The organism is Streptomyces sp. NPDC045701, from assembly GCF_056432045.1.
Window position 1 is genome coordinate 40,816 of the sequence record NZ_JBWKJV010000011.1, and the last position, 22,460, is coordinate 63,275.

The following is a 22,460-nucleotide window of genomic DNA, read 5'->3' on the forward strand; positions in this document are numbered from 1 at the left end:
GGTTCAGGGGCGGCCCCTGACGATCATCCGCCCTCCCCCTGCCGTTCCGGCTGTCCGGGGGTCCGGTACACCGGAACCACCGTGCGGCAGAAGTGGCTTGAGTGTGTGCGACGGGGGCGCGGGGTAGTGCGAAAGATCTCGACATGGTCACAAGCCGAACGATCTCCGCCCCAGCCCTAAGGTGTGCCTTACCTAAGTTGTATGGTGGCGCGGTCGGACCGGCAACGGGGGAAGGAACGTGGTGTCCATGGGCGATGTCCGCCTGGTGGCGAAGGACCTCGATGTCGGGCACGGCGGCCGCCCCGTGCTGAAGCGGGTGGACCTGTCCCTCAGGGCCGGGGCGATCACCGTGCTCGTCGGGCCCAACGGCTGCGGGAAGTCCACCCTGTTGCGCACCGTGGCGGGCCTCCTGCCGCCGGTCGCGGGAGAGGTGCGCGTCGACGGCACGCCCCTCGGGTCGTTCGCCCGCCGCACGCTGTCCCAGCGCCTGGCGTTCCTGCCGCAGACCTCGCAGGCCCCCGCCGGGGTGACCGTCCGCGAGCTGGTACGGCACGGCCGGTACGCCCACCGCGGCGCGCTCGCCCGGCACACCGGCGAGGACACCGAGGCGATCGACTGGGCGCTGGAGGTCACGGACGCGGCTCCCCTCGTCGAGCGGCGCCTCGACGAACTGTCCGGCGGCGAGCGCCAGCGCGCCTGGCTCGCCATGGTGCTGGCGCAGCGCGCCGGGGTGCTCCTGCTGGACGAGCCCACCACGTACCTCGACATGCGCCACCAGTTCGAGGTGCTCGACGTCGTGCGGCGCCTGGCACGGGAGCACGACATCGCCGTCGGCGTGGTCCTGCACGACCTGATGCAGGCCGCGGCCTACGCCGACGACGTCGTGGTCGTCGCGGACGGCGGGATCGCCGCCGCGGGTACGGCCGACGACGTCCTCACCCCGGACGTCATCGAGCGGGCCTTCGGGCTGCGCGTGAACGTCGTACGGGATCCGGCCACGGGTCATCTCGCCTGCTTCCCCCAGCGGTCCCAGGCTCCCGCCGCGCCCTGAACCCGAGGGCCCACGGCGGTCCGCCCGCACCACCAGCGAACAAGGAGAGATTCACCATGCGAAAAATGCTGCGCGCCCTCGCGGCCGGCGGAACCGCTGTGGCCCTGGTACTGACCGCCACTGGCTGCGGGTCCGGCACGGTGGGCGAGACGGCGGACGGCGGGACCGGCGGGGACAAGGCCGCGAACGGGAAGATCACCGTCGACACCGCCCAGGGCAAGGTCGCCCTGGACAAGCCGGCGGCCAAGGTCGTGGCGCTGGAGTGGACGTACACCGAGGAACTGGTCGCGCTCGGCGTCACCCCGGTGGGCAACGCCGACAACAAGGGCTACGGCACCTGGATCACCGCCGAGGGCGCGGACCTGCCGGACAAGGTGACCGACGTGGGCGACCGCAACGAGCCCAGCCTGGAGAAGATCCGCGCCCTCCAGCCGGACCTCATCGTGATCGACAACGACCGGTCGAAGGCCAACCTGAAGCAGCTGCAGGCCATCGCTCCGGTGCTGTCCTTCACCTACACCACCAAGCCGCAGCTGGCGACGATGAAGAAGAACTTCGGCGAGCTGGCGAAGGCGGTCGGCAAGGAGGACAAGGCCGCCGAGGTGGCCGGGCGGATCGACGCCAAGGCCGCCGAGCTGAAGGGCCGGCTGGACAAGGCGGGCAAGAGCGGCCTGAAGTACGCGCTCGCGCAGGGCTTCACCGCCAACGGCGCCGCCTCGATCCGTATGCTCACCGACGACGCGATCGCCCCGCAGGTGCTGGGCCTGGCCGGGCTGAAGAACGGCTGGAAGGGCCAGTCCGACGCCTGGGGCATGACCACGGTCGGCGTCGAGGGCCTGACCAAGGTCGAGAAGGACGCGACCTTCCTGTACGTCGCCGCCGCCGCCGACAACCCGTTCACCGGCGACCTCGCCGGCAACGCGGTGTGGAAGGGCCTGGAGTTCGTCAAGACGGACAAGGCCCTGGCGCTCGACCCGGGCACCTGGCTCTTCGGCGGTCCGCTGTCGGCGATGCACATCCTCGACGAGACCGGCAAGGCTCTGAAGGTCTGATGACTCCGGAAGGACTGACGACGGCCGCACCCGCCGCCCGTCTGCCCGGCCGCCGCCCACGGGCCGTGCTCGTGGGCGGCGGCCTGTCCCTCGCCCTGTGTCTGGTCGGCGTGGTCCACCTCGGTCTCGGGGTGTCCGGCGTCGGCATCGGCGACATCCTGGAGCTGCTCCTCGGCCACGGCGACGCCCGTACCGAGGACGTGCTGCTCGGCAGCCGCCTGCCGCGCACGCTGACCGGGCTGGTCGTCGGCGTCGCGCTCGGCGTCTCGGGCGTGCTCGTCCAGGGCGCGACCCGCAACCCGCTGGCGGCGCCCGACACCCTGGGCGTGAACGCCGGGGCGTACTTCGCCGTGGTGCTGGTGGCCTTCACCGGGATCAGCCTCGGCCCGGTCCCGGCCGGCGGCGCCGCGTTCCTCGGCGGGCTGGTCGCGGTCGCGGTGGTGTACCTGCTCAGCCGCAGCGGTGTGATGACGCCCGGCCGGGTGCTGCTCGCCGGTGCGACCGTGGCGCTGGCCGGCACCGCGGGCGCCGAGTTCCTCCAGATGCTCGATGTGCAGGCGACCCGGGGACTGTTCTTCTGGGGCAACGGCACCCTGATGCAGTCGGGTCTGGAGCGGCCCCTGACGCTCGGCGCGGTCGTAGCCGCCGGCGCGCTGCTCGCCCCGCTGCTGGCGCGGCCGCTGGACCTGCTGGCGCTGGGGGACGAGACGGCCGAGGCCATGGGCGTACGGGTGGAACGGGTGCGCCCCGCCGCCTTCCTGGTCGCCGTGCTGCTGTCGGCGGCGGCCGTGTCGCTCGCCGGCCCGATCGGCTTCGTCGGGCTGATCGGACCGGTGGTCGTGCGGCAGCTGGGGATCCGCACGCACGCGCTGCTCATCCCGATGGCGGCGCTGCTGGCGTCCACGCTGGTCCTCGGCGCCGACGCGGCCGCCCAGCTGATCGTGACGCCGTCCGCCACGCAGCCGGCGGAGATCCCGGTCGGTGTGGTGACGGCGCTGATCGGCGGGCCCGTGTTCATGGCGCTGGCCCGCCGGGTGAGCACGGGGGACGCCGACACGGGCGCCGCGGTGGTGGTGTCCGGCCGGCGGCGCGCCCCGGCGTTCGCGGTGGTGCTGGGCGGCGGGCTGGTGGCGCTGGCCGTCGCGATCGCCGTCTCGCTGCGGGTGGGCGATGTGGAGATCACCTGGAGCGGGCTCGTCACGGCGCTGTTCGGTTCCGGGGAGCAGATCACCGAAGCGGTGGTGGACTACCGGCTCCCCCGCATCCTGGTGGCCGCGCTGGCCGGGGCGTGCCTGGCGGTGGCCGGGGCGGCGGTGCAGGCGGTCGTGCGCAACCCGCTGGCCGAGCCGGGGCTCGTGGGGGTGACCGGCGGGGCGTCGCTCGGCGCGATCGCGGTCATCGTCGCCGTGCCGTCGGCGCCGCTGGTGGCCCTGCCGGCCGCGGCGGGCATCGGCGGCGTCGCGATGCTCGCCCTGGTGGTGCTGGTCGCACGCGGGAACGCCAAGGACGGGCGGACCGGGCTGGACCCGACCCGGGTGGTGCTGGTGGGCCTGGGTGCCGCCGCCACCTCGATGGCGCTGGTCAACATCATGGTGGTCAGCGTGCAGATGAACGTCTCGTCCGCGCTCGGCTGGCTCGCGGGTAGTACGTACGCCCGGGACTTCTCCGCGCTCGGCTGGCTCGCGCTGCCGGCGCTGGTCGCGGTGGTGCTGGTGATCGTGGCCCGGCCGGTGAACCTGCTGTCGCTCGGTGACGAACTGCCGCGCGCCCTCGGGCTGGAGCTGGGCCGCGCCCGGCTGCTGGTGCTCGGCGCGGGCGCGGTGCTGGCGGCGGGTACGGCGGCGGCGGTGGGCGCGGTCGGCTTCGTCGGGCTGGTCGCCCCGCATCTGGCCCGGCGGATCGTCGGCAACGACACGGCCCGGATGGTGCCGACGGCCGCCGTCCTGGGGGCGGTGCTGGTGGTGTCGTCGGACGCCCTGGGGCGCTGGCTGCTGGCCCCGACGGAGATCCCGGTTGGCATCGTCACGGCGCTGGTCGGCGCCCCGTACCTGGTGTGGCTGCTGCGGCGGCTTTGACCGGCGGGGTTCAGGAGGTCTGAGCGATACGGGACCGGGGGCGCTCGGCGGTACCCCCGGCGGCCGCCGCCCCGGCCCGGAGCGTCCGGGCGGCCAGGACGCCGAGCAGGCAGACGAACGCGGAGGCGAGGCACACGGCGGTGAACGCACCGGAGAAGGCCGTGCGGGCGAGTGGCTGGAGCGCGGGGTCGAGCAGGTCGAGCCGCCCGGTCTCGACGGCCTCGCGCACCGGTCCGGTGACGCCCGGGGCGGTCGCGAGCCCGTCGCTCAGCCGGGCGGAGAAGACCGCGCCGAAGACCGCGACGCCGGTCGCCGTGCCGAGCGGGTAGCAGGCGTTGGTCAGCCCGGAGGCCATCCCCGCCCGGTCCGCGGGTGCGGCGCCGACCGCGATGCCCATGAGCGGCGGGAAGATGACGGCCCCTCCGATGCCGAGGAGCACCAGCGCGACCACGGTGACGGCCCGGCCGGCGTCACCGAGGCCGGTCCCGGCGGCTGCCAGCCCGGTCAGCCCCAGCCCTTGGGCGGCGAAGCCGGCGGCGACCAGCAGGTCGGGCGGGAACGCCCGTTGCAGCCGGGCGACGAAGAGCCCGGTGACCAGCAGGCTGCCGGTGAGCGGCAGGAGGTGCAGCCCGACTTCGAGCGGGGAGTACGCGTGGGTGCTCTGGAGCCACAGGGTGACGAAGGCCAGCACGCCGAGGCTGGTCAGCCTGGCCAGGAAGCCGAGCACGGCGGCGCCGGAGAACGCCCGGACCTTCAGGAGGGTCAGGTCGAGCAGGCCGTCGCCGCGCCGCTGGCTGGCGACGAGGGCGATGGCGAGGAGGACGCCGACGGCCGCCGAGAGCAGCACCCGCGGCGCCGCCCAGCCGGAATCGGGGCCGGAGACCAGGGGGTAGTGGAGCGCCAGGAGCGCGCCGACGCCGAGGGCCGCGCCGGTCGGGTCCAGCCGGCGCCGGGCGTCCCGCGGCGCCACCGACTCGGGCATCCGGGTGAGCGCGCCGGCCACGACCAGGATGCCGATGGGCACGTTGACCAGGAAGATCCAGCGCCATCCGAGCACCTGGACGAACAGGCCGCCGACGATGGGGCCGAGGGCGCCCGCCGCGGAGGCGATGGCGGCGAAGGCGGCTATCGCGGCCTGGCGGCGGGCGCCTTCGTACGCGGCGGCCAGCAGCGCCAGGGTCGGGGCGAACACCAGCGCGCCGCCCAGTCCTTGGGCGGCGCGGGCGGCGATGAGAGTGCCGGCGTCCGGTGCAAGGCCGCACCCGGCCGACGCGAGGGTGAACAGCGCCATGCCGGCGGTGAACACGGTGCGGCGTCCTACCCGGTCGGAGAGGGCGCCGGCGGTCAGGAGCAGCGCGCCGAACGCCAGCGAGTAGGCCGAAACGGTCCACTGCACCCTGCCGAGTCCCGCTTCGACATCCCGGGCGATGTCGGACAGGGCGACGTTCACCACGGTCACGTCCAGGGTCATCATCACGCCACCGGCGCTGACCAGGGCGAAGGTCCAGCGCGGGGTACGACGGCGGGAGGGCACCGCTGATCACCTCCAGGAAATGGGGTTTCTTGACCCCGATCGGCACCTCGTGACTGACGAGGCGTCAGTCGTCAACTGGGGCTTCATGGCCGAAAGTTGACCTTGCCCATTAGGTAAGCCTAACCTAATCTAACTCCGCTTGGACGTCCAGGCGTTCGAGCGCAATGATCCGGACAGACATCGGAGCCGCCAGATGCCCACCCCCGCCGACCATCCCGTGCCCGCGCTGCCGGACGTCACCCCCGCGGCATGGCGGGAGGCCAACCGACGGCTTCTCGCCAAAGCGCTGGGCGAGTGGTGTTTCGAGGACATGCTCAAGGCGGTCGAGACCGGAGACGGCGGCCACCGCGTCGACCTCGACAGCGGCACCACGTACGCCTTCACGGCCACGCCCGGCGCGTTCGGCTGGCTGCGCGTCGACCCCGCGTCGATCACCCGCACCGCCACCAGCATGCTCGGGAACTCTATAGCCCAGCCGGCCTGGGACGCGCAGGAGTTCCTGATCGAGGCGGCGTCGACGATCGGCAGCGACCCGTCGACCATCGCCACGTACCTCACCGAACTCTCCGCCACGCTGGCCGTCGACGCCGCCCGCCTCACCCACGGCGGCGAGACCGTGGCCGAGATGCGCGCCCTGGACCACACCGAGCTGGAGTGCCGCATGACCGGGCACAACCTCCTCGTGGCCAACAAGGGGCGCATCGGCTTCTCCGCCACCGACGTACGCCGGTACGCCCCCGAGTCCGCGCAGACCCTGACACTCCTCTGGGTGGCCGTCCACCGCGGCCTGGCCGAGTTCCGCGGCACCTCCGAACTGTCCGAAAAGCAGGTGCTGGCACGGGAGCTGGACGAGGAGACCCGCCAGAGGTTCACCGCCGTCCTCCAGGATGCCGGGGTCGACCCCGAGGGCTACGTCTGGCTGCCCGTCCACCCCTGGCAGTGGGACCACGCCGTCCAGATCCTGCACGCCGCCGACGTGGCGCAGCGCCGCATCATCCCGCTGGGCGAGAGCCCCGACGCGTACCTGCCCGGACAGTCCATCCGGACCATGGCCAACGTCACCACCCCCGAGCGGTACGACGTCAAACTCCCCCTGAAGATCCTCAACACCCTCGTCTGGCGCGGCATCCCGCCGCACTGCACCATGGGCGCGCCCGTCGTCACCCAGTGGCTGCGCGGCCTCGTGGAGCGCGACGCGTTCCTGACCGAGGAGTGCCGCACCGTGTTCCTCGGCGAGGTCGCCTCGGTGACCGTCCGGCACCCCTACCTGACCAAGCTCGACGACGCGCCCTACCAGCACCTGGAGACCCTCGGCTGCATCTGGCGCGACTCGGTGTCGGCGCGCAGGGAGCCCGGCGAACGGGTGCGCACCTTCGCCTCCCTGCTGCACGTCGACAGCGCGGGCGACGCGTTCGTCGCCGAACTCGTCCGCGCCTCCGGACTCGACCCGCGGGAGTGGCTGCGGCGCCTGTTCGACACCCTCCTCGTCCCGATCATGCACGTGCTGTACCGGTACGGCGTCACCTTCAACCCGCACGGGCAGAACACGCTGATCGGGTACGACGAGAACGACGTGCCGGCCCGCCTGTACCTGAAGGACTTCGTGGACGACGTGTGCGTGTCGTTCACCGACGTGCCCGAGCGCGGTCCCGAGCCGGACGGGCACGACCACGTACTGCCCCGCAAACACCCGTCGATCATCAAGCAGCACGTCGTCGACCAGATCTTCGTCGGCCACTTCCGCTACCTCGCGCCGCTCTGCGCCGACCAGCTCGGCGTACCGGAGAAGACGTTCTGGCGACTGGTCCGGCAGACGATCCTCGACTTCCAGCGGCGGTTCCCGGAACTGTCCGGGCGGTTCGCGGAGTACGACCTGCTCACCCCCGAGATCCCCCGCTACGGCCTCAACCGCGACCGGATCGTGGTCACCCGGTACACCGACCGCGCACTGCGGCACGCGCTGTACCCGAACGGCACGCACCCCAACCCGCTGGCCGAGCACTGAGGAGACCGGGCGTGACACCGCTGACCGGGACACGGCCCCCGCTGTCCCCCTTCCCGCCGGCCCTGCTGGCCGGCTCCCACGAGGGGCTCGCCGAGGTCCTCGCCACGCTCGCCGAGGCGGTCGACACCGCGTCGGCCGCGCGCAGACCCGCCGGCCCCGTCCCGGCGGGCACCCCCGCCGAGGTCCTCGCCGCCGCCTCGCGCGCGCTGGGGCCCGACGAGCTGCCCGCCGAGGGGCTCGGCCCCAAGGCCGCGCTCCAGCTGCTGACGACCCTGCTGGTCGAGGGCGGCATCGACCTGTCCCACCCCCGCGCAGCCGCCCACCTCCAGCCGCCGCCGCTGGCGGTCGCCGTCGCCGCCGACACCCTGGTGAGCGCCCACAACGCCTCCCTGGACACCTACGACTCCGGGGCCTCCGCCCTCGCCGTGGAGCGCTGGCTCATCGGCGTACTGATCCGGCTGGCCGGCCTGGGCGAGCGCGCCGACGGCGTCCTCACGCCCGGCGGGTCGCTGTCCAACCTGATGGGCCTGCTGCTGGCCCGCGACGCCGCCGCGCTGCGGCGGGGCGTCGACGCCCGGGAGCAGGGGGTCGCGGCGCTGCCCCGGCCGGTGGTGTTCTGCTCCGAGCTGGCCCACTTCTCCACCCACCGCGCCTGCGCCGCCCTCGGGCTGGGCGAGTCCGCCGTACACCCGGTGCCCGTCGACGAGCGCCGCCGCATGCGGCCGGACGCGCTGGCCGCCGCCCTCGACGCGCTCGGCCCGGACCGGACGCCCGTCGCGGTGGTCGCCACCGCCGGGACCACGGACTTCGGCTCGATCGACCCGCTGCCGGAGATCGCCGAGATCGCGGCCGGGCACGGCATGTGGCTGCACGTCGACGCCGCGTACGGGTTCGGCGCGCTGTTCTCGCAGCGGCTGGCCACCCGCCTGGCCGGCCTCGAGCTGGCCGACTCGGTCACACTGGACCTCCACAAGATCGGCTGGCAGCCCGCCGCCACCAGTGTGCTGCTGGTCTCCGACACGACCGCGTTCACCTCGCTGGACCGCGAGGTCGCCTACCTCAACCCGGTGGACGACGCCGAGGCCGGATACGACGGGCTCCTCGGCCGCAGCCTCCAGACCACGCGCCGCCCCGACGCGGTGAAGGCCGCCGCCACGCTGCTGGCGTACGGCCGCGCCGGCCTGGGCCGCATGGTCGACGCGTGCCACGACCTCGCCCGCCACGCCGAGCGGCGCATCGCCGCCGAACCGGGGCTCGAACTGGTCGCCCCGGCCGAGCTGACCACGGTGCTGTTCCGCTACCGCACCGCGGACCCGGCCGCCTCCGACGAGCTGAACGGCGCCGTGCGCCGCCTGCTGCTGGAGTCCGGCACCGCCCTCATCGGGCGCACCGAGGCGAGGACGGGCGGACCGGGCTCGCCCAAGCGGGTGTGCCTGAAGTTCACCCTGCTCAACCCCACCGCCACCACCGACGACATCGACGGTCTCGTGGACACCGTCCTCGACGCCGGCCGCACCTGTGAACGACTCATCGAGGAGGGCGCCGCATGAGCATCACCACCACGGCGGCAACCACCACCCGCCAGGACCCGTTGCACGCGCCGGACGCGCGGGGCGCCGCCGAGCACGCCCACATCGAGGCGCTGCTGCGGTGCTGGCTGCGGGAGACCGGCACGCCGGTCGCGCCCGGCCCGCTCCGGGTGGAACTGCCCACGACCGGGCTGGCCCTCGTCACCGAGGTGACGCACTGCTCCCCCACCGGCTGGCACCGGTTCGCCCCCGCCCGTCTGGAGGGCCCCGGCGGGCCGCTCGGCCCGGCCGCCGACCCGGTGACTGCGGTCGCGCTGCTGGCCACCGAGGCGGCCGTGCGCGGCGGCGGCCGCCCCGGCGGCGTCCCGGCCGGGGAGGTCGCCGACCTCGTGGAGCGCACCGCCGAGTCCGTACGCCGGGTCGCGACGTTCATCTCCGAGCGACGGGCCCGGCCGGAGCCGCCGCCCGGTGTGGACGGCTTCCTGGACGCGGAACAGGGCTTGCTGCTGGGCCACTTGAACCACCCGGCGCCCAAGAGCCGGGACGGCATCTCGGACCGGGACGCCGCCGCCTTCTCGCCCGAGCTGCGCGGCTCGTTCCGGCTGCACTGGTTCGCCGCCGACGAGTCGGTCGTCTCCCACGACGCGGTCGCGGGAGCGCCCTCGCTGGCGGGCCGCGACACCGTGGCCCTCCTCGCCGATCTGGCCGGGCGGCGCCCGGACGACGGGCGGGTACTGGTGCCCGCCCACCCCTGGCAGGCCCGGGACCTGCTGCACCGGCCCCGGATCAGGGCGCTGGTCGCCTCGGGCGCGCTGAAGCCGCTCGGTGAGCTGGGGCCCGAGTGGTGGCCCACCTCCAGCGTGCGGACGGTGTACCGGCCGGACGCCGAGGTGATGCTGAAGCTCTCGCTCGGGCTGCGGCTGACCAACTCCCGCCGCGAGTCCACCCGTACGGAGCTGCGCCGCGGCCTGGAGATCAACCGGCTCCTGGACGCCGGGTACGCCGAGAGCACCCTCCTCGCGCACCCCGGCTTCGCCATCACCCGCGATCCCGCCTGGCTCGCGGTGGACGAGCCGGGCCGCCCCGGAGGGCCGGACGTGACCGGCCTCGACGTGGCCGTGCGCGAGGTCCCGGACGGCATCGCCGACCTGCGCTGCCTGGTGGGCCTGGTCGCCCCGCGCCCCGGTCTGGGCCGCAGCCCGCTGGGTGAACTGGTCGCCGCGCTCGGGCCCGGGGCGGCCGAGCGGTGGACGGCCGACTACACCGACAAGGTGCTGGTGCCGATGCTGCACCTGTACGCCGCGACCGGCATCGGCCTGGAGGCGCACCAGCAGAACACCCTGGTCCGGCTGGACGCGGCGGGCCGGGTCACCGGCTCGGTCTTCCGCGACAACCAGGGCTACTACCTGGCGGCGTCGCACCTGCCGGGGCTGCTGAAGCGACTCGGGTCGGACTCGTCGACGCTCGCGGTGGTCGACGACGCCCTCGTCGACGACCGGCTCTCGTACTACCTGCTGCGCAACCAGGCGCTGTCGGTCGTCGGCTGCCTCGCCGTCGACGGCCTGGCGGACGAGCGGGACCTGCTCGCCGTGCTCGCCGGCCGGCTCCGGGCCGCGCTGCCCGCGCTCGCCGCCGCCGGGCCGGACGGCGACCGGCTGGCGCGCCGCTGGCTGGAGGCCGCCACCCTGCCGTGCAAGGGCAATCTGCTGACCCGGCTGCACGGCATCGACGAGGTCCTCGCCCCCCTCGACGCCCAGTCCGTCTACCTCGACGCCCCCAACCCCCTCAAGGAGGCCACCGCATGACCTCGGCACAGTCGGCCGCGTCCACCGTCCCGGGCCCGCCGCTGCCCTTACTGCGCGCCCCCTGGTCGGCCCGGCCGGCCCGGGCCGAGGGTGCCGACCTGGACCTGGTGCACGGCTGGATGCAGTCGGCGCACATCGACGCCTTCTGGCACCAGGCGTGGCCGCGCGAGCGCTGGTACGAGGAGATCGCCGGGCACCTCGCGGGCGACGCGATCCTGCCGGTGCTGGTCGACCTGGACGGCCGGCCGTTCGCGTACATCGAGGTCTACCGGGTGGTGCGGGACCGGCTCGCCGGCCACTACGCCGAGCTGCCCCACGACCTGGGCGTCCACATCGCCATCGGCGAGGAGAGCCGGACCGGCCAGGGGCTGGGTCGAGCCCTGCTGCGGGACCTGGCGGAGGGCCTGCTGGCCGCCGACCCCGATTGCGCCCGGGTGGTCGCCGAACCCGACGTGACCAACGCGCCCTCGCTGAGGGCGTTCGAGGCGGCGGGCTTCCGCCCCGCCGGAAAGATCTCCTTCCCCGACAAGACCGCCGCCCTGATGGTCCGTCCGCGCCGCGAGAAGGACATGCCCCGATGACCGGAACCGTCCCGACCGGTGACCACGACGTGGTGGCCATCGGCTGCGGCCCCTTCAACCTGGGCCTCGCCGCGCTGGCCTCCACCGTCGACGACGTCGACCTGGTCGTCCTGGAGGAGCGGCCCGAACTCACCTGGCACCGGGGGATGATGTTCGGCGACGCGTCGATGCAGGTGAACTTCCTCGCCGACCTCGTCACCCTCGTCGCCCCCTGGCACCCCCTGTCGTTCCTCGCCTACCTGCACGACATGGACCGGCTGTACACGTTCACCGTGCGGGAGAACTTCTTCCCCTCGCGCCGCGAGTACGAGGACTACCTGCGCTGGGCGGCGGCGAGACTGCCCTCCGTCCGCTTCTCGCACCAGGCGGAGGAGGTGCGGTGGGACGCGGCGGAGCAGCGGTTCACCGTGGACGTGGTACGCGGTGACGGCACCCGGCTGCGGATGCGCGCCCGCGACCTCGTGCTGGGCATCGGTACCGCTCCGCACGTCCCGGACGCGCTGGCGGAGCTGCCCGGGTCGATGCTGCTGCACACCTCCGACTACCTGTACCGGGCGGCCGACGTGGCGGCGGCGGGGAAGGTCACGGTCGTCGGCTCCGGTCAGTCGGGCGCCGAGGTGGTGGTGGACCTGCTCGGGCGGAACGTGGCGGGCGGGCCGGCGGTGAGCTGGCTGACCCGCACCTCGTCGTTCGCGCCGCTCGACTACACCAAGATGAACCTGGAGCTGACGACCCCGGCGTACATGCGGTACTTCCACTCCCTGCCGCAGGACGTGCGCGACCGGCTGGTGAAGGAGCAGTGGCAGTTCTACAAGGGCGTCTCCACCGACACCCTGGAGGAGATCCACGAGCTGCTCTACCGGCGCCAGCTGGAGCACGGGCTCGCCGAGGTGGAGCTGCGCTTCGGCATCACGGTGGAGTCGGCGGCCGTCGACGGGGAGTCGGGCGGCGCGGTGCTGACGTGCCGTCACCGGGACACGGGCGAGACCTTCGCGCACACCACCGGCCTGGTGGTGGCCGCCACGGGCTACCGCGACCGGACGCCCGCCTTCCTCGCTCCGGTGGACGACCTGCTGCTGCGGGACGACCGCGGCCGCCCGCGCGTCCGGGCCGACCACTCGGTCGAGCTCGCCGACGGCGTCACCGGCCGCGTCTTCGTGGCCAACGCCGAGATCCACAGCCACGGCGTCTCGGCCCCGAACCTGGACATCGGGGCCGTGCGCAACGCCACGATCCTGAACGCGGTCACCGGGCGGGAGGCCTACCGGCTGCCGAAACGGAGCGCGTTCACCAGCTTCGACGTACCGAGGGCGGTGTCGTGAGCCGGGCCCGCCGGACCGCCCTCCGGTCCGGCGGGCTCCTTGTTAAGATCATCACCGCACCGGCACCGACGAGGGAGGTTGATGAATATGGCCCGCCACACGCCTCATCAGCATGCCCACCTCCGGGTCGCCGCGCGTCGCTAGCCGGCGGAGGCGCGACCCGGTCCTTCCCCACGACCAGGAGTGTCGCGTGTCCTCTCTTTCCACCACCGATCTGTTCACCGACCGCCTCGTGCTGCGGCCGTGGTCCTCCGAGGACCTCGGCGCCGTGCTCGGCGGCACCCGCCTCCCCCACTGGGCGGAGGACTTCCCCGCCGAGGGCGACCGCGTCATCGCGGGCTTCGTCGGCGAGCACCCCGAAAGCCTCGGCGCCCACGGCCAGCGCCTGATCGCCGAGCGGGACGGCGGCCTCGTCGTCGGCTCCATCGGCCTGTTCTGGCCGCCGTCCGACGGCGTGCTGGAGGTGGGGTACGGCGTCGTCGCCTCCCGCCGCGGCCGGGGCTACGCCTCCGAGGCCACCCGGGCGATGGCGGCGCACGGTCTGACCGCTCCGGGCGTGCACACGGTGTGCGCGACGGTGGAGCTGTCGAACCCCGCCTCGGTCCGGGTCCTGGAGAAGGCGGGGCTGGAGCGCTGGAGCGAGGACGGGACGACGGCCCGATTCCGCGTCAGGGCCGCCACTTCCACTCGGTGATCTCGGCCGGGTCGACCCCGGTGCGGCGCAGCTCCGCGCGCAGCCGGTCCCGGCGGTGGGCGTAGGCGGCCGCGAGGTCGCCGGTGACCGTCGGCCGGCCGCGCAGGTGGCCGAGCGCGGTGATGGCGAGGTCGTGCCGCGAGACGCCGTTGCTGACGAGGAGGTCGTACGGCGTGGTCGTGGTGCCCTCCTCGGCGTACCCCCGGACGTGGAAGCGGTCCGGGCGGGGCCGGCCGTGCAGCAGCTGGTGCACGGCCGCCGGGTAGCCGTGGAAGTCGAACACCACGGGGGTGTCGGTGCCGAACAGGTCCCGGAAGTCGGCGTCCGCCATGCCGTGCGGGTGCCGGTCCGGCGGGGCGAGCACGCACAGGTCCACGACGTTGACGACCCGGACGCGCGCGTCCGGCAGGTCGTGGCGCAGCAGGTCGACCGCGGCGAGCGTCTCGACCGTCGGGATGCCGCCGGCGCAGGCGAGGATCACCTCCGGGTCCTCGCCGTCGCCGGTGGACGCCCACCGCCAGGTGGACGCCCCCGCCTCGCAGTGGCGGCGGGCGTCGGCCAGGCCGAGCCACTGGGCCGAGGTGTGCTTGCCGGACACGACCAGGTTGATCCGGCCGGTGTCGGTGAACAGCCGCTCCATGGTGGCGAGCAGGGTGTTGGCGTCGGGCGGGAGGTGGACGCCGGTCACGGTGCTCTTCTTGGTCAGCAGGTTGTTGATGAAGCCGGGCCCCTGGTGGCTGTAGCCGTTGTGCTCCTGGCGCCATCCCTCGCTGGTCAGCAAGTACGTCAGGCTGCTGACGGGGGTGCGCCAGGGCACTTCGTGGGACATCTTCAGCCACTTGGCGTACTGGTTGAGCATGCTGTCCACGACGGAGGCGAACGCCTCGTACGTCGGGAACAGGCCGTGGCGGCCGGTCTGGAGGTAACCCTGGAGCCAGCCCTGGCAGTTGTGCTCGGACAGGACCTCCATGACGCGCCCGTCGCGGGCCAGGTCCTCGGCGTACTCCTCCACCGGCCATGTGTAGGCGCGTCCGGTGGCGCCGAGGACGCTGTCGAGCTTGTTGGAGGCGAGTTCGTCCGGCGACATGATGCGGAAGTCGCGGCTGCTCTCGGTCCGGTGGGTGATCTCGGTGAGCCAGGCGGCCAGCACCCGGTTGGGGCTGGCGGAGGCGGTCCCGGGGCCCGCGCCGACGTCGACGGCGTACGGTTCGAGCGGCGGCAGGTCCAGCGGGCGGCGCAGCCGGCCTCCGTCGCCGGCGGGGTTCATGCCGATGCGGCGCCCGCCCTCGGGGCAGGCGGCGAGGACGTGCGGCCGGGGGCGGCCCTCCTCGTCGAACAGCTCGTGCGGCCGGTAGGACCGCAGCCAGTCCTCCAGGGCCTCGAACTGTTGGTCGTCCTCGTGGACCCGGGCCAGCGGGACCTGGTGGGAGTGGAAGGTGCCCTCGATGCGGCGGCCGCCGACCTCGTGCGGGGCGCCCTGGCCCTTGAGGCTGCGCAGCACGAGCATCGGCCAGGCGGGCCGCGCGGGCGGGTCGCCGTCCCGGGCGCGGCGCTGGATGTCCGTGATGGCCGTGTGGGCGTCGCGCACCGCGGCGGTCACCGCGCCGGGGTCGGTGGCCGCGTCGACGATGCGGGGGTCCCAGCCGTAGCCCCGGAACAGCGCCGTCAGCTCGTCGTCCGTCATGGTGGCGAAGAGCGTCGGCGAGGAGATCTTGTAGCCGTTGAGGTGGAGCACCGGCAGCACGGCACCGCTGGTGGCGGGGTCGAGGTATTTGGTGGAGTGCCACGCGCCGGCGGTCGGGCCGGTCTCCGCCTCGCCGTCCCCGACGATGCAGGCCACCAGCCGGCCGGGGGCGTCGAGGGCGGCGCCGAAGGCGGTCGCCAGGGCGTAGCCGAGTTCGCCGCCCTCGTGGATGGTGCCCGGGACGGCCGGGGAGAGGTGGCTGGGGAACCCGTCGGGTGCGCAGTAGCGGCGGGCGAGTTCCTCGAGGCCGCGTTCGGTGCGCTCGAGCGCGGGGTCGTAGTGCTCGTGGGTGCCCTCCAGCCACAGGTTGGCGTGGTTGGCGGGTGCGCCGTGGCCGGGTCCGGTGACCAGGAGGACGTCGCTGCCGCGCTCCTTGATGAGGGCGTTGAGGGCCGCGTACACCATGGTGATGCCGGGGCAGGAGCCCCAGTGGCCGAGCAGCCGCGGCTTGAGGTGCTCGCGGCGGAGCGGCTCGCGGAGCAGGACGTTGCCCCGGAGGAAGATCAGGGTGGCGGCGATGTAGTCGGCGGCCCGCCGGTACGCCTCGGTTCCGTCGGTGTCCCGCTCCATGAAGCACCTTCCCTCGTACGCCGTGACTGCCCGTTCTCCCGGTACCCCGTCGCGGGGGGTCATGCGCGGGTGTGTACGCCGGTCGGCCCACCGGCGGGGGTGTCACGGCCCGCTGCGGCGGTACCCGTGGGTCCGGGGCGTACACGAGACGGAGGCGAGGCGGCGCGATGCGTTTCCAGGACCGCAGGGAGGCCGGGCGTGAACTGGCCGCCCCACTTGTCGAGCGCCGGCGGCAGGGCCTGCTGGAGGACCCGGTGGTGCTGGCGCTGCCGCGCGGGGGTGTGCCCGTGGCCGACGAGGTCGCCGGGGCGCTGGGGGCGCCGCTGGACGTGCTCGTCGTCCGGAAGATCGGCGCGCCGTTCAATCCGGAGGTCGGGATCGGGGCGCTGGTCGGGGAGGAGCCGCCGGTCTTCGACGAGCGGGCGCTCACGGTGCTCGGCCTGACCCCCGGGCGGCTGAGCGACCGGGTGGACGCCGAGCGGCGGGAGGCGCGCCGCCGCGAGGAGCTGTACCGCGGCGGCCGGCCCGCTCCGGTGCTCGGCGGGCGGACGGTCGTGGTGGTGGACGACGGGCTGGCGACCGGGGTCACGGCGCGGGCCGCGCTGCGGGCCGTGCGGGCCGCGTCCCCCGCCCGTCTGCTGCTGGCGGTGCCGGTGTGCTCGTCGCAGGCTACGGCGGCGCTGCGGGGGGAGGCCGACGAGATCGTGTACGTGTACCAGCCGCCGCGCTTCGAGGCGGTGGGACAGTGGTACGACGACTTCGCCCAGCTCACCGACGACGAGGTGGTGCGGACCCTGCGGGCCGCGCGCGGCGGCTGACGCCGGTCAGGCGTGCCCCTCGCCGCGCTCGTCCGGCCCGCCCAGCGGGGACGCGATGCCCCGGCCGGGTTCGAGGACGTCGCGGCGACCCCCGGTGTGTGCCTTCTCCACCTCGGCGATCTCGGGGTGGTGCAGGTCGAAGGCCGGCGACTCGGAGCGGATGCGGGGCAGGGTCGTGAAGTTGTGGCGGGGCGGCGGGCAGGACGTCGCCCACTCCAGGGAGCGGCCGTAGCCCCAGGGGTCGTCGACCTCGACGCGCTTGCCGTACCTGGCGGTCTTCCAGACGTTGTAGAGGAACGGCAGGGTGGACAGGCCGAGCAGGAACGAGCCGATGGACGAGACGGTGTTGAGGGCGGTGAACCCGTCGGCGGCGAGGTAGTCGGCGTAGCGCCGCGGCATGCCTTCCGCGCCGAGCCAGTGCTGCACCAGGAAGGTCGTGTGGAAGCCCGCGAAGAGGGTCCAGAAGTGGATCTTCCCGAGGCGTTCGTCGAGCATGGTGCCGGTCATCTTGGGCCACCAGAAGTGGAATCCGGCGAACATCGCGAAGACGATCGTGCCGAAGAGCACGTAGTGGAAGTGGGCGACGACGAAGTACGAGTCGGTGACGTGGAAGTCCATCGGCGGTGAGGCGAGGATGACGCCGGTGAGGCCGCCGAAGAGGAACGTGACGAGGAATCCGACGGCCCACAGCATCGGGGTCTCGAACGTCAGGGAGCCCTTCCACAGCGTGCCCGCCCAGTTGAAGAACTTCACTCCGGTGGGTACGGCGATGAGGAAGCTCACGAAGGAGAAGAACGGCAGGAGGACGGCGCCGGTGGCGAACATGTGGTGCGCCCACACCACGACGGACAGGCCGGTGATGGCGATGGTGGCGCCGATCAGCCCGATGTAGCCGAAGAGCGGTTTGCGGGAGAAGACGGGGAGGATCTCGGTCACGACGCCGAAGAACGGCAGGGCCAGGATGTAGACCTCGGGGTGGCCGAAGAACCAGAAGAGGTGCTGCCACAGCAGGGCTCCGCCGTTGGCCGGGTCGAAGATGTGGGAGCCGAAGCGCCGGTCGGACTCCAGGCACAGGAGGGCGGCGGCGAGCACCGGGAAGGCCAGCAGCACCAGGACCGAGGTCAGCAGCACGTTCCAGGTGAAGATGGGCATCCGGAACATCGTCATGCCCGGCGCGCGCATGCAGATGATGGTGGTGATGAAGTTGACCGCGCCGAGGATCGTGCCGAAGCCGGAGAGCGCCAGCCCCATGATCCACAGGTCGGCGCCGAGGCTCGGGGAGCGTTCCTCGCGGCTGAGCGGCGTGTAGGCCGTCCAGCCGAAGTCGGCGCTCCCGTCGGGCGTCAGCAGGCTGCCGATGACGATGAGGCCGCCGAAGAGGAAGAGCCAGTACGAGAGCATGTTGAGCCGGGGGAACGCGACGTCCGGTGAGCCGATCTGCAGCGGCATGACGGCGTTGGCGAACCCCGCGAAGGTGGGGGTGGCGAAGAGCAGCAGCATCAGGGTGCCGTGCAGCGTGAACGCCTGGTTGTACTGCTCCATGGAGAGCAACTGCATCCCGGGGCGGGCGAGTTCGGCCCGGATCAGCAGGGCGAGCGCGCCGGCGACGAGGAAGAACGCGAACGACGTGGCCAGGTAGAGGTGCCCGATCTTCTTGTGGTCGGTGGTGGTCAGCCACGCCACCACGACACGTCCCGGGCCGCGTCGTGCCACCGGTACCGGGGTGACCGGCTCCGTCGTCGTCACCATACGAATCCTCGTCGTCACACGCACGGGCAGGACGCGCGGCGAAGTACCCCCTTGCCGCATGCCGAAACGCTACGCAGTCGCACCGGGACGCCACCCCCTTTGCGCCCGTACGGCGCTGGACACGTCACCCGTATTGGCCAGCGGCCGGCCGTCTTCTTCCCGGGATGGACGTCACCGTGTACGGCGCTGCGGTTCGGCGGGCGAGCAGCAGTCCGGCCGGGCCGCCGCCGATGATTGCGACGGTGGTGTGCCGCCCTGTGCCCGCCCTCCTGTTCGTCCAGTGAAGTAAACTTCATATCCGGGCCGGGTGAGTGTGCGGCCGGTGCCCCACGCCGTCAACGCCCGACGGCCCGACCCGAGCGACGGAGATCCGATGACCGCCACAAGCCCCGCGCAGCCGCCGCCCGAGGCCGTCGCCCCCCTCATCCGCGGCATCGCCGTCCTGCGCGCGCTCACCCGTGCCGCCGGGACGTGTCGCCTCAGCGAACTGGAACGCGCCACCGGCCTCGCCCGCGCCACCGTCGACCGGGTCACCGCCACCCTGGCGCGCATGGGGTACGTCCGCCTCGACGGCCGCGACGCCACCCTCGCCCCGCGCCTGATGGAGCTGGGCAACGCCTACCTGGCCGCGATCCGCCTCCCCGACCTGCTCGGCGCCCGCGCCGACGCCCTCGCCGACGAACTGGACGAGTCGGTGTCCCTCGCGGTCCCCGACCGGGACGGCATCCGCTTCGTCCACCAGACGACCCGGCGCCGCGCGATGTCCCTCAGCTTCCGCATCGGCGACCTGCTGCCCGCCGAGCGCACCGGCCCCGGGCCGCTGTTCGCCGCCGGCTGGACGGCGGCGGAGTGGACGCGGTGGCGTGAGCACCGCGCCGCCGACCCCGACGGCCGGGACTACCCCGACGTACCGCCGCCGGCCGAGCCGTACGGAGAGCGGTTCGAGCAGCGGGCCGCCGAGGCTCGGGAGCGCGGCTGGGCGCTGGACGACCAGCGCATCGAGCCCGGCCTGGTCGCCCTCTCCGTACCGGTGCGCGGGCCCGGCGGGCGGGTGGCGTGCGCGGTGAGCGTGGTGAGCCACACCAGCCGGCACGGCGCCGCCTCGCTGCGGGACGCGGCCCTGCCCCGGCTGCGCGGGGCCGTCCAGGACATGGAGCGGGAGCTGCGTGACGCCCGGCCGCCCGCTCCGGCCGCCCCGTCCGGCGGGCTGGCCGCCTGGACCGGGGCGTCCAAGCAGGAACTGGGGCGGGACTTCATCGAGTCGCTGGCCCGCGGGCTGACCGTGCTGACCGCGTTCGGCGAGGGCCGGGACGCCCTGACGCTCACCCAGGTCGCCGAGGCGACGGGCCTGGCCCGCGCCACCGCGCGCCGCGCGCTGATCACCCTGGAACACCTCGGGTACGTCACGGCCCACGAGCGGACGTTCCGCCCGGCCCCGCGCGTCCTGGACCTCGGCTATCCCCCGCTGTCCCGCACCACGTTGTCCGCCATCGCCGCGCCCCACCTGGCGGCGCTCGCCACCCGGGTGCACGACTCGGCGTCGCTGGCCGTGCTCGCGGGCGACGACATCCAGTACACGGCCCGGGTCGCGACCAGCCGCATCATGAGCGTCAACATCACCGTCGGGACGCGCTTTCCGGCGTACGCGACCTCGATGGGCCGGGTCATGCTGGCCGCCCTCCCCCCGGCGGAGCGGACCGAGCGGCTGGCCCGCACCTACCTGCGCCCGCTCACCCCGCACACCGTCACCGACCCGGGCGAGCTCGCCGCCGCCCTGGACGCCGTCGCCCGGTCCGGGTACGCCCTCGTCGACGAGGAACTGGAGGAGGGGCTGCGCTCCCTCGCCGTACCGGTCCGCGACCGGGCCGGGACGGTCGTCGCGGCGGTCAACGTCGCCATGCACAGCGTCCGCCGCACCGCCGCGCAGTGCGTGGACGAGCTGCTGCCGGAGCTGCGGGCGGCGGCGGACCGCGTCGAGTCCGACCTGCGGGTCGCGGGCCGCTTCGCCCGGATCGCCACGGCGTGATCAGAAGACGGACAGCCCCGTGAGGGTCGTGAAGCGGTCCAGCGCCGCCACGCCCGCCACCGAGTTGCCGCGCCGGTCCAGGCCGGGGCTCCAGACGCACAAGGTGCAGCGGCCGGGCACGACGGCGATGATGCCCCCGCCGACGCCGCTCTTGCCGGGCAGGCCGACGCGGTAGGCGAAGTCGCCAGCCGCGTCGTACGTCCCGCACGTCAGCATCACCGCGTTGATCTGCTTGGCCTGGCTGCGGGTGAGCAGCGTCGAGCCGTCGGCCCTGATGCCGTGGCGGGCCAGGAATCCGGCGGCCAGGGCCAGGTCGGCGCAGGACGCCTCCACCGAGCACTGACGGAAGTACTGGCCGAGCAGGGCGGGCACCGGGTTGGCGATGTTCCCGTACGACGCCATGAAGTGGGCCAGGGCGGCGTTGCGGTCGCCGTGCGCGGACTCCGAGGCGGCCACCCGCTCGTCGAAGTCCAGCGCCGCGTTGCCGCTCTCGGCGCGGAGGAAGTCCCGCAGCGTCCCGGAGGCGTCGCCGGTCAGGGTCTGGAGCCGGTCGGTGACGACGAGGGCGCCCGCGTTGATGAACGGGTTGCGCGGGATGCCGTTCTCGTACTCCAGCTGCACCAGGGAGTTGAACGGGTTGCCGGACGGCTCGCGGCCCACGCCCTCCCACAGCGCCCCGCCGTCCATGGCCAGGACGAGCGCGAGGGTGAACACCTTGGTGATCGACTGGGCCGAGAACGGCTGCCGCCAGTCCCCGATCCCGTACACGGTGCCGTCCAGCTCCGCCACGGCCATCCCGAAGCGGCCCGGGTCGGCCTCGGCGAGCAGCGGGATGTAGTCGGCGGGCCGGCCACGGCCGGGGGTGGCGGCGATGTCGGCGGCGATCCGGTCGAGGACCGGCCGGAAGTCGGTGACGGGCTGGAAAGAGGGTGACACGGTCGCCCACTCTAGATGAATGAGTCCGATGTTTGTGCTGGCCGCGACCATGGCGAAGGGCGCCCGTTGGCTTGTGTGTGAAGACCAGCCTGGACGCCCTTCTGGCGGCACTGTACGTGTTCATCGACGACCATGTGGCCCCCCGTCGCCGGATCGGGCGACCCCCGAAACTCACGGACGCCGAACTGCTGTGCCTCGCGGTCGCCCAGGTCCTGCTCGGATTCCCCTCGGCCCGGCACTGGATCCGCTTCGCCCACGCCCGGCTGGGACACCTCTTTCGCTACCTGCCCCAGCAGTCCGCCTACAACAAGCGCCTGAACGCCGCCGGGCCGCTGATCAGCCACGTGATCGAGGCCCTGGCCCGGCAGGTTCCCACCTGGGACGACGACCTGCGGCTGATCGACTCCACCCCGCTGCCCTGCGCGGCTTCCCGCGAGACCGTCAAACGCTCCCACCTGGCCGGGCACTGCGGCTACGGATTCTGCCGCTCCCATTCCCGGTTCTTCTGGGGATTCCGCCTCTACCTGGTCACCACAGCGGAGGGCATGCCCGTCACCTGGTGCCTGGCCAACCCGAAGACCGGGGAACGGGAGGTGATGGCCGCGCTGCTGCAACGCGACCACCGCCTCATCCGCCAAGGGCAGGTGATCCTCGCCGACAAGGGCTTCGCCGGGAAGGAGTTCGAGGCCTTCTGCACCGAGCGCCTCGGCGTTCACCTGGTGCGGCCGGACCGCAAGGACGAACCGACCCGGCACGGAAGTATCGCCCACGTCCGGCAGTGGATCGAGTCCGTCATCGACACCCTTAAAGGCCAGCTCAGCCTCGAACAGCACGGCGGCAGAACCCCAGCCGGCGTCTTCGCCCGCACCGGACAACGCCTCCTCGCCCTCGCCGCCGGCATCTGGCACAACTGGACCACCGGCGCCGTGATCAAACGATCCCTGATCGCCTACGACCACTGAATACATC

The 22,460-nt window shown here is 73.4% G+C and carries 16 protein-coding genes; 12 read left to right on the forward strand and 4 right to left on the reverse strand.

The window, feature by feature from the left end; genetic code table 11:
* Positions 1–247: 247 nt before the first annotated feature.
* From AC07DW_RS15115 to AC07DW_RS15125, 3 genes are read left to right on the forward strand one after another with little or no spacing between them, the layout of a single operon-like run.
* Positions 248–1,051, forward strand: coding sequence for an ABC transporter ATP-binding protein (locus AC07DW_RS15115; protein WP_478858096.1), 804 nt, complete (start codon positions 248–250; stop codon positions 1,049–1,051).
* Positions 1,052–1,107: 56 nt separating this feature from the next.
* Positions 1,108–2,103, forward strand: coding sequence for an ABC transporter substrate-binding protein (locus AC07DW_RS15120; RefSeq protein WP_478858097.1), 996 nt, complete (start codon positions 1,108–1,110; stop codon positions 2,101–2,103).
* Positions 2,103–4,178: an iron ABC transporter permease gene (locus AC07DW_RS15125; RefSeq protein ID WP_478858098.1), complete on the forward strand. Its 2,076-nt coding sequence runs from the start codon at positions 2,103–2,105 to the stop codon at positions 4,176–4,178. Before AC07DW_RS15120 ends, AC07DW_RS15125 begins: the two co-directional genes overlap by 1 nt.
* 10 nt (positions 4,179–4,188) lie before the next feature.
* Here the strand turns inward: AC07DW_RS15125 and AC07DW_RS15130 are convergent, their stop codons facing one another.
* Complete coding sequence (locus tag AC07DW_RS15130; RefSeq protein WP_478858099.1) at positions 4,189–5,712, reverse strand: MFS transporter; 1,524 nt, start codon at positions 5,710–5,712, stop codon at positions 4,189–4,191.
* A gap of 193 nt (positions 5,713–5,905) precedes the next feature.
* Between AC07DW_RS15130 and AC07DW_RS15135 the strand changes: the two genes are divergently transcribed.
* The 6 genes from AC07DW_RS15135 to AC07DW_RS15160 all read left to right on the forward strand — a co-directional run bounded on the left by AC07DW_RS15135 (position 5,906) and on the right by AC07DW_RS15160 (position 13,648).
* Positions 5,906–7,717 carry an IucA/IucC family protein gene (locus tag AC07DW_RS15135; protein ID WP_478858100.1) on the forward strand — a complete coding sequence of 604 codons (1,812 nt, stop codon included), beginning with the start codon at positions 5,906–5,908 and terminating at the stop codon, positions 7,715–7,717.
* An 11-nt stretch (positions 7,718–7,728) separates the two neighbouring features.
* Positions 7,729–9,267, forward strand: a complete 1,539-nt coding sequence (locus tag AC07DW_RS15140; protein ID WP_478858101.1) for a pyridoxal phosphate-dependent decarboxylase family protein — start codon at positions 7,729–7,731, stop codon at positions 9,265–9,267.
* On the forward strand, positions 9,264–11,051 hold the full coding sequence (locus tag AC07DW_RS15145) for an IucA/IucC family protein (RefSeq protein ID WP_478858102.1): 1,788 nt from the start codon (positions 9,264–9,266) through the stop codon (positions 11,049–11,051). Before AC07DW_RS15140 ends, AC07DW_RS15145 begins: the two co-directional genes overlap by 4 nt.
* On the forward strand, positions 11,048–11,632 hold the full coding sequence (locus tag AC07DW_RS15150; protein ID WP_478858103.1) for a GNAT family N-acetyltransferase: 585 nt from the start codon (positions 11,048–11,050) through the stop codon (positions 11,630–11,632). The genes AC07DW_RS15145 and AC07DW_RS15150 overlap by 4 nt, the downstream gene beginning before the upstream one ends.
* Positions 11,629–12,954, forward strand: a complete 1,326-nt coding sequence (locus AC07DW_RS15155) for a lysine N(6)-hydroxylase/L-ornithine N(5)-oxygenase family protein (RefSeq protein ID WP_478858104.1) — start codon at positions 11,629–11,631, stop codon at positions 12,952–12,954. The genes AC07DW_RS15150 and AC07DW_RS15155 overlap by 4 nt, the downstream gene beginning before the upstream one ends.
* Before the next feature lie 190 nt (positions 12,955–13,144).
* On the forward strand, positions 13,145–13,648 hold the full coding sequence (locus AC07DW_RS15160; protein ID WP_478858105.1) for a GNAT family N-acetyltransferase: 504 nt from the start codon (positions 13,145–13,147) through the stop codon (positions 13,646–13,648).
* Here AC07DW_RS15160 and AC07DW_RS15165 read toward each other — a convergent pair.
* Entirely contained in the window at positions 13,623–15,962 is a 2,340-nt protein-coding gene (locus AC07DW_RS15165; protein WP_478858106.1) for a phosphoketolase family protein, read from the reverse strand. The two genes, AC07DW_RS15160 and AC07DW_RS15165, sit on opposite strands and share 26 nt — an antisense overlap.
* Positions 15,963–16,129: 167 nt before the next feature.
* Between AC07DW_RS15165 and AC07DW_RS15170 the strand changes: the two genes are divergently transcribed.
* The gene (locus AC07DW_RS15170; protein WP_478858107.1) at positions 16,130–16,780 is read left to right on the forward strand and encodes a phosphoribosyltransferase; all 651 of its coding nucleotides are present in this window, start codon (positions 16,130–16,132) and stop codon (positions 16,778–16,780) included.
* 6 nt (positions 16,781–16,786) lie between these two features.
* Here AC07DW_RS15170 and ctaD read toward each other — a convergent pair whose 3' ends face one another.
* Entirely contained in the window at positions 16,787–18,529 is a 1,743-nt protein-coding gene (ctaD, locus tag AC07DW_RS15175; RefSeq protein WP_478858108.1) for an aa3-type cytochrome oxidase subunit I, read from the reverse strand.
* A gap of 373 nt (positions 18,530–18,902) precedes the next feature.
* Between ctaD and AC07DW_RS15180 the strand changes: the two genes are divergently transcribed.
* Positions 18,903–20,555 carry an IclR family transcriptional regulator domain-containing protein gene (locus AC07DW_RS15180; RefSeq protein ID WP_478858109.1) on the forward strand — a complete coding sequence of 551 codons (1,653 nt, stop codon included), beginning with the start codon at positions 18,903–18,905 and terminating at the stop codon, positions 20,553–20,555.
* Here the strand turns inward: AC07DW_RS15180 and AC07DW_RS15185 are convergent, their stop codons facing one another.
* Entirely contained in the window at positions 20,556–21,491 is a 936-nt protein-coding gene (locus tag AC07DW_RS15185) for a glutaminase (protein ID WP_478858110.1), read from the reverse strand.
* Between the two features lie 77 nt (positions 21,492–21,568).
* Here AC07DW_RS15185 and AC07DW_RS15190 point away from each other — a divergent pair, with 77 nt between their 5' ends.
* The gene (locus AC07DW_RS15190) at positions 21,569–22,453 is read left to right on the forward strand and encodes an IS982 family transposase (RefSeq protein WP_478858111.1); all 885 of its coding nucleotides are present in this window, start codon (positions 21,569–21,571) and stop codon (positions 22,451–22,453) included.
* The last annotated feature ends 7 nt before the right edge of the window (positions 22,454–22,460 follow it).

Excerpts from the sequence above, each read along its gene's own strand:
- AC07DW_RS15150 (WP_478858103.1), top strand. The coding sequence starts at position 11,048 with ATGACCTCGGCACAGTCGGCCGCGTCCACCGTCCCGGGCCCGCCGCTG.
- AC07DW_RS15120 (WP_478858097.1), top strand. The coding sequence starts at position 1,108 with ATGCGAAAAATGCTGCGCGCCCTCGCGGCCGGCGGAACCGCTGTGGCC.
- AC07DW_RS15125 (WP_478858098.1), top strand. The coding sequence starts at position 2,103 with ATGACTCCGGAAGGACTGACGACGGCCGCACCCGCCGCCCGTCTGCCC.
- AC07DW_RS15135 (WP_478858100.1), top strand. The coding sequence starts at position 5,906 with ATGCCCACCCCCGCCGACCATCCCGTGCCCGCGCTGCCGGACGTCACC.
- AC07DW_RS15180 (WP_478858109.1), top strand. The coding sequence starts at position 18,903 with ATGACCGCCACAAGCCCCGCGCAGCCGCCGCCCGAGGCCGTCGCCCCC.
- AC07DW_RS15115 (WP_478858096.1), top strand. The coding sequence starts at position 248 with ATGGGCGATGTCCGCCTGGTGGCGAAGGACCTCGATGTCGGGCACGGC.
- AC07DW_RS15165 (WP_478858106.1), bottom strand. The coding sequence starts at position 15,962 with ATGGAGCGGGACACCGACGGAACCGAGGCGTACCGGCGGGCCGCCGAC.
- AC07DW_RS15170 (WP_478858107.1), top strand. The coding sequence starts at position 16,130 with ATGCGTTTCCAGGACCGCAGGGAGGCCGGGCGTGAACTGGCCGCCCCA.
- AC07DW_RS15155 (WP_478858104.1), top strand. The coding sequence starts at position 11,629 with ATGACCGGAACCGTCCCGACCGGTGACCACGACGTGGTGGCCATCGGC.
- ctaD (WP_478858108.1), bottom strand. The coding sequence starts at position 18,529 with ATGGTGACGACGACGGAGCCGGTCACCCCGGTACCGGTGGCACGACGC.
- AC07DW_RS15145 (WP_478858102.1), top strand. The coding sequence starts at position 9,264 with ATGAGCATCACCACCACGGCGGCAACCACCACCCGCCAGGACCCGTTG.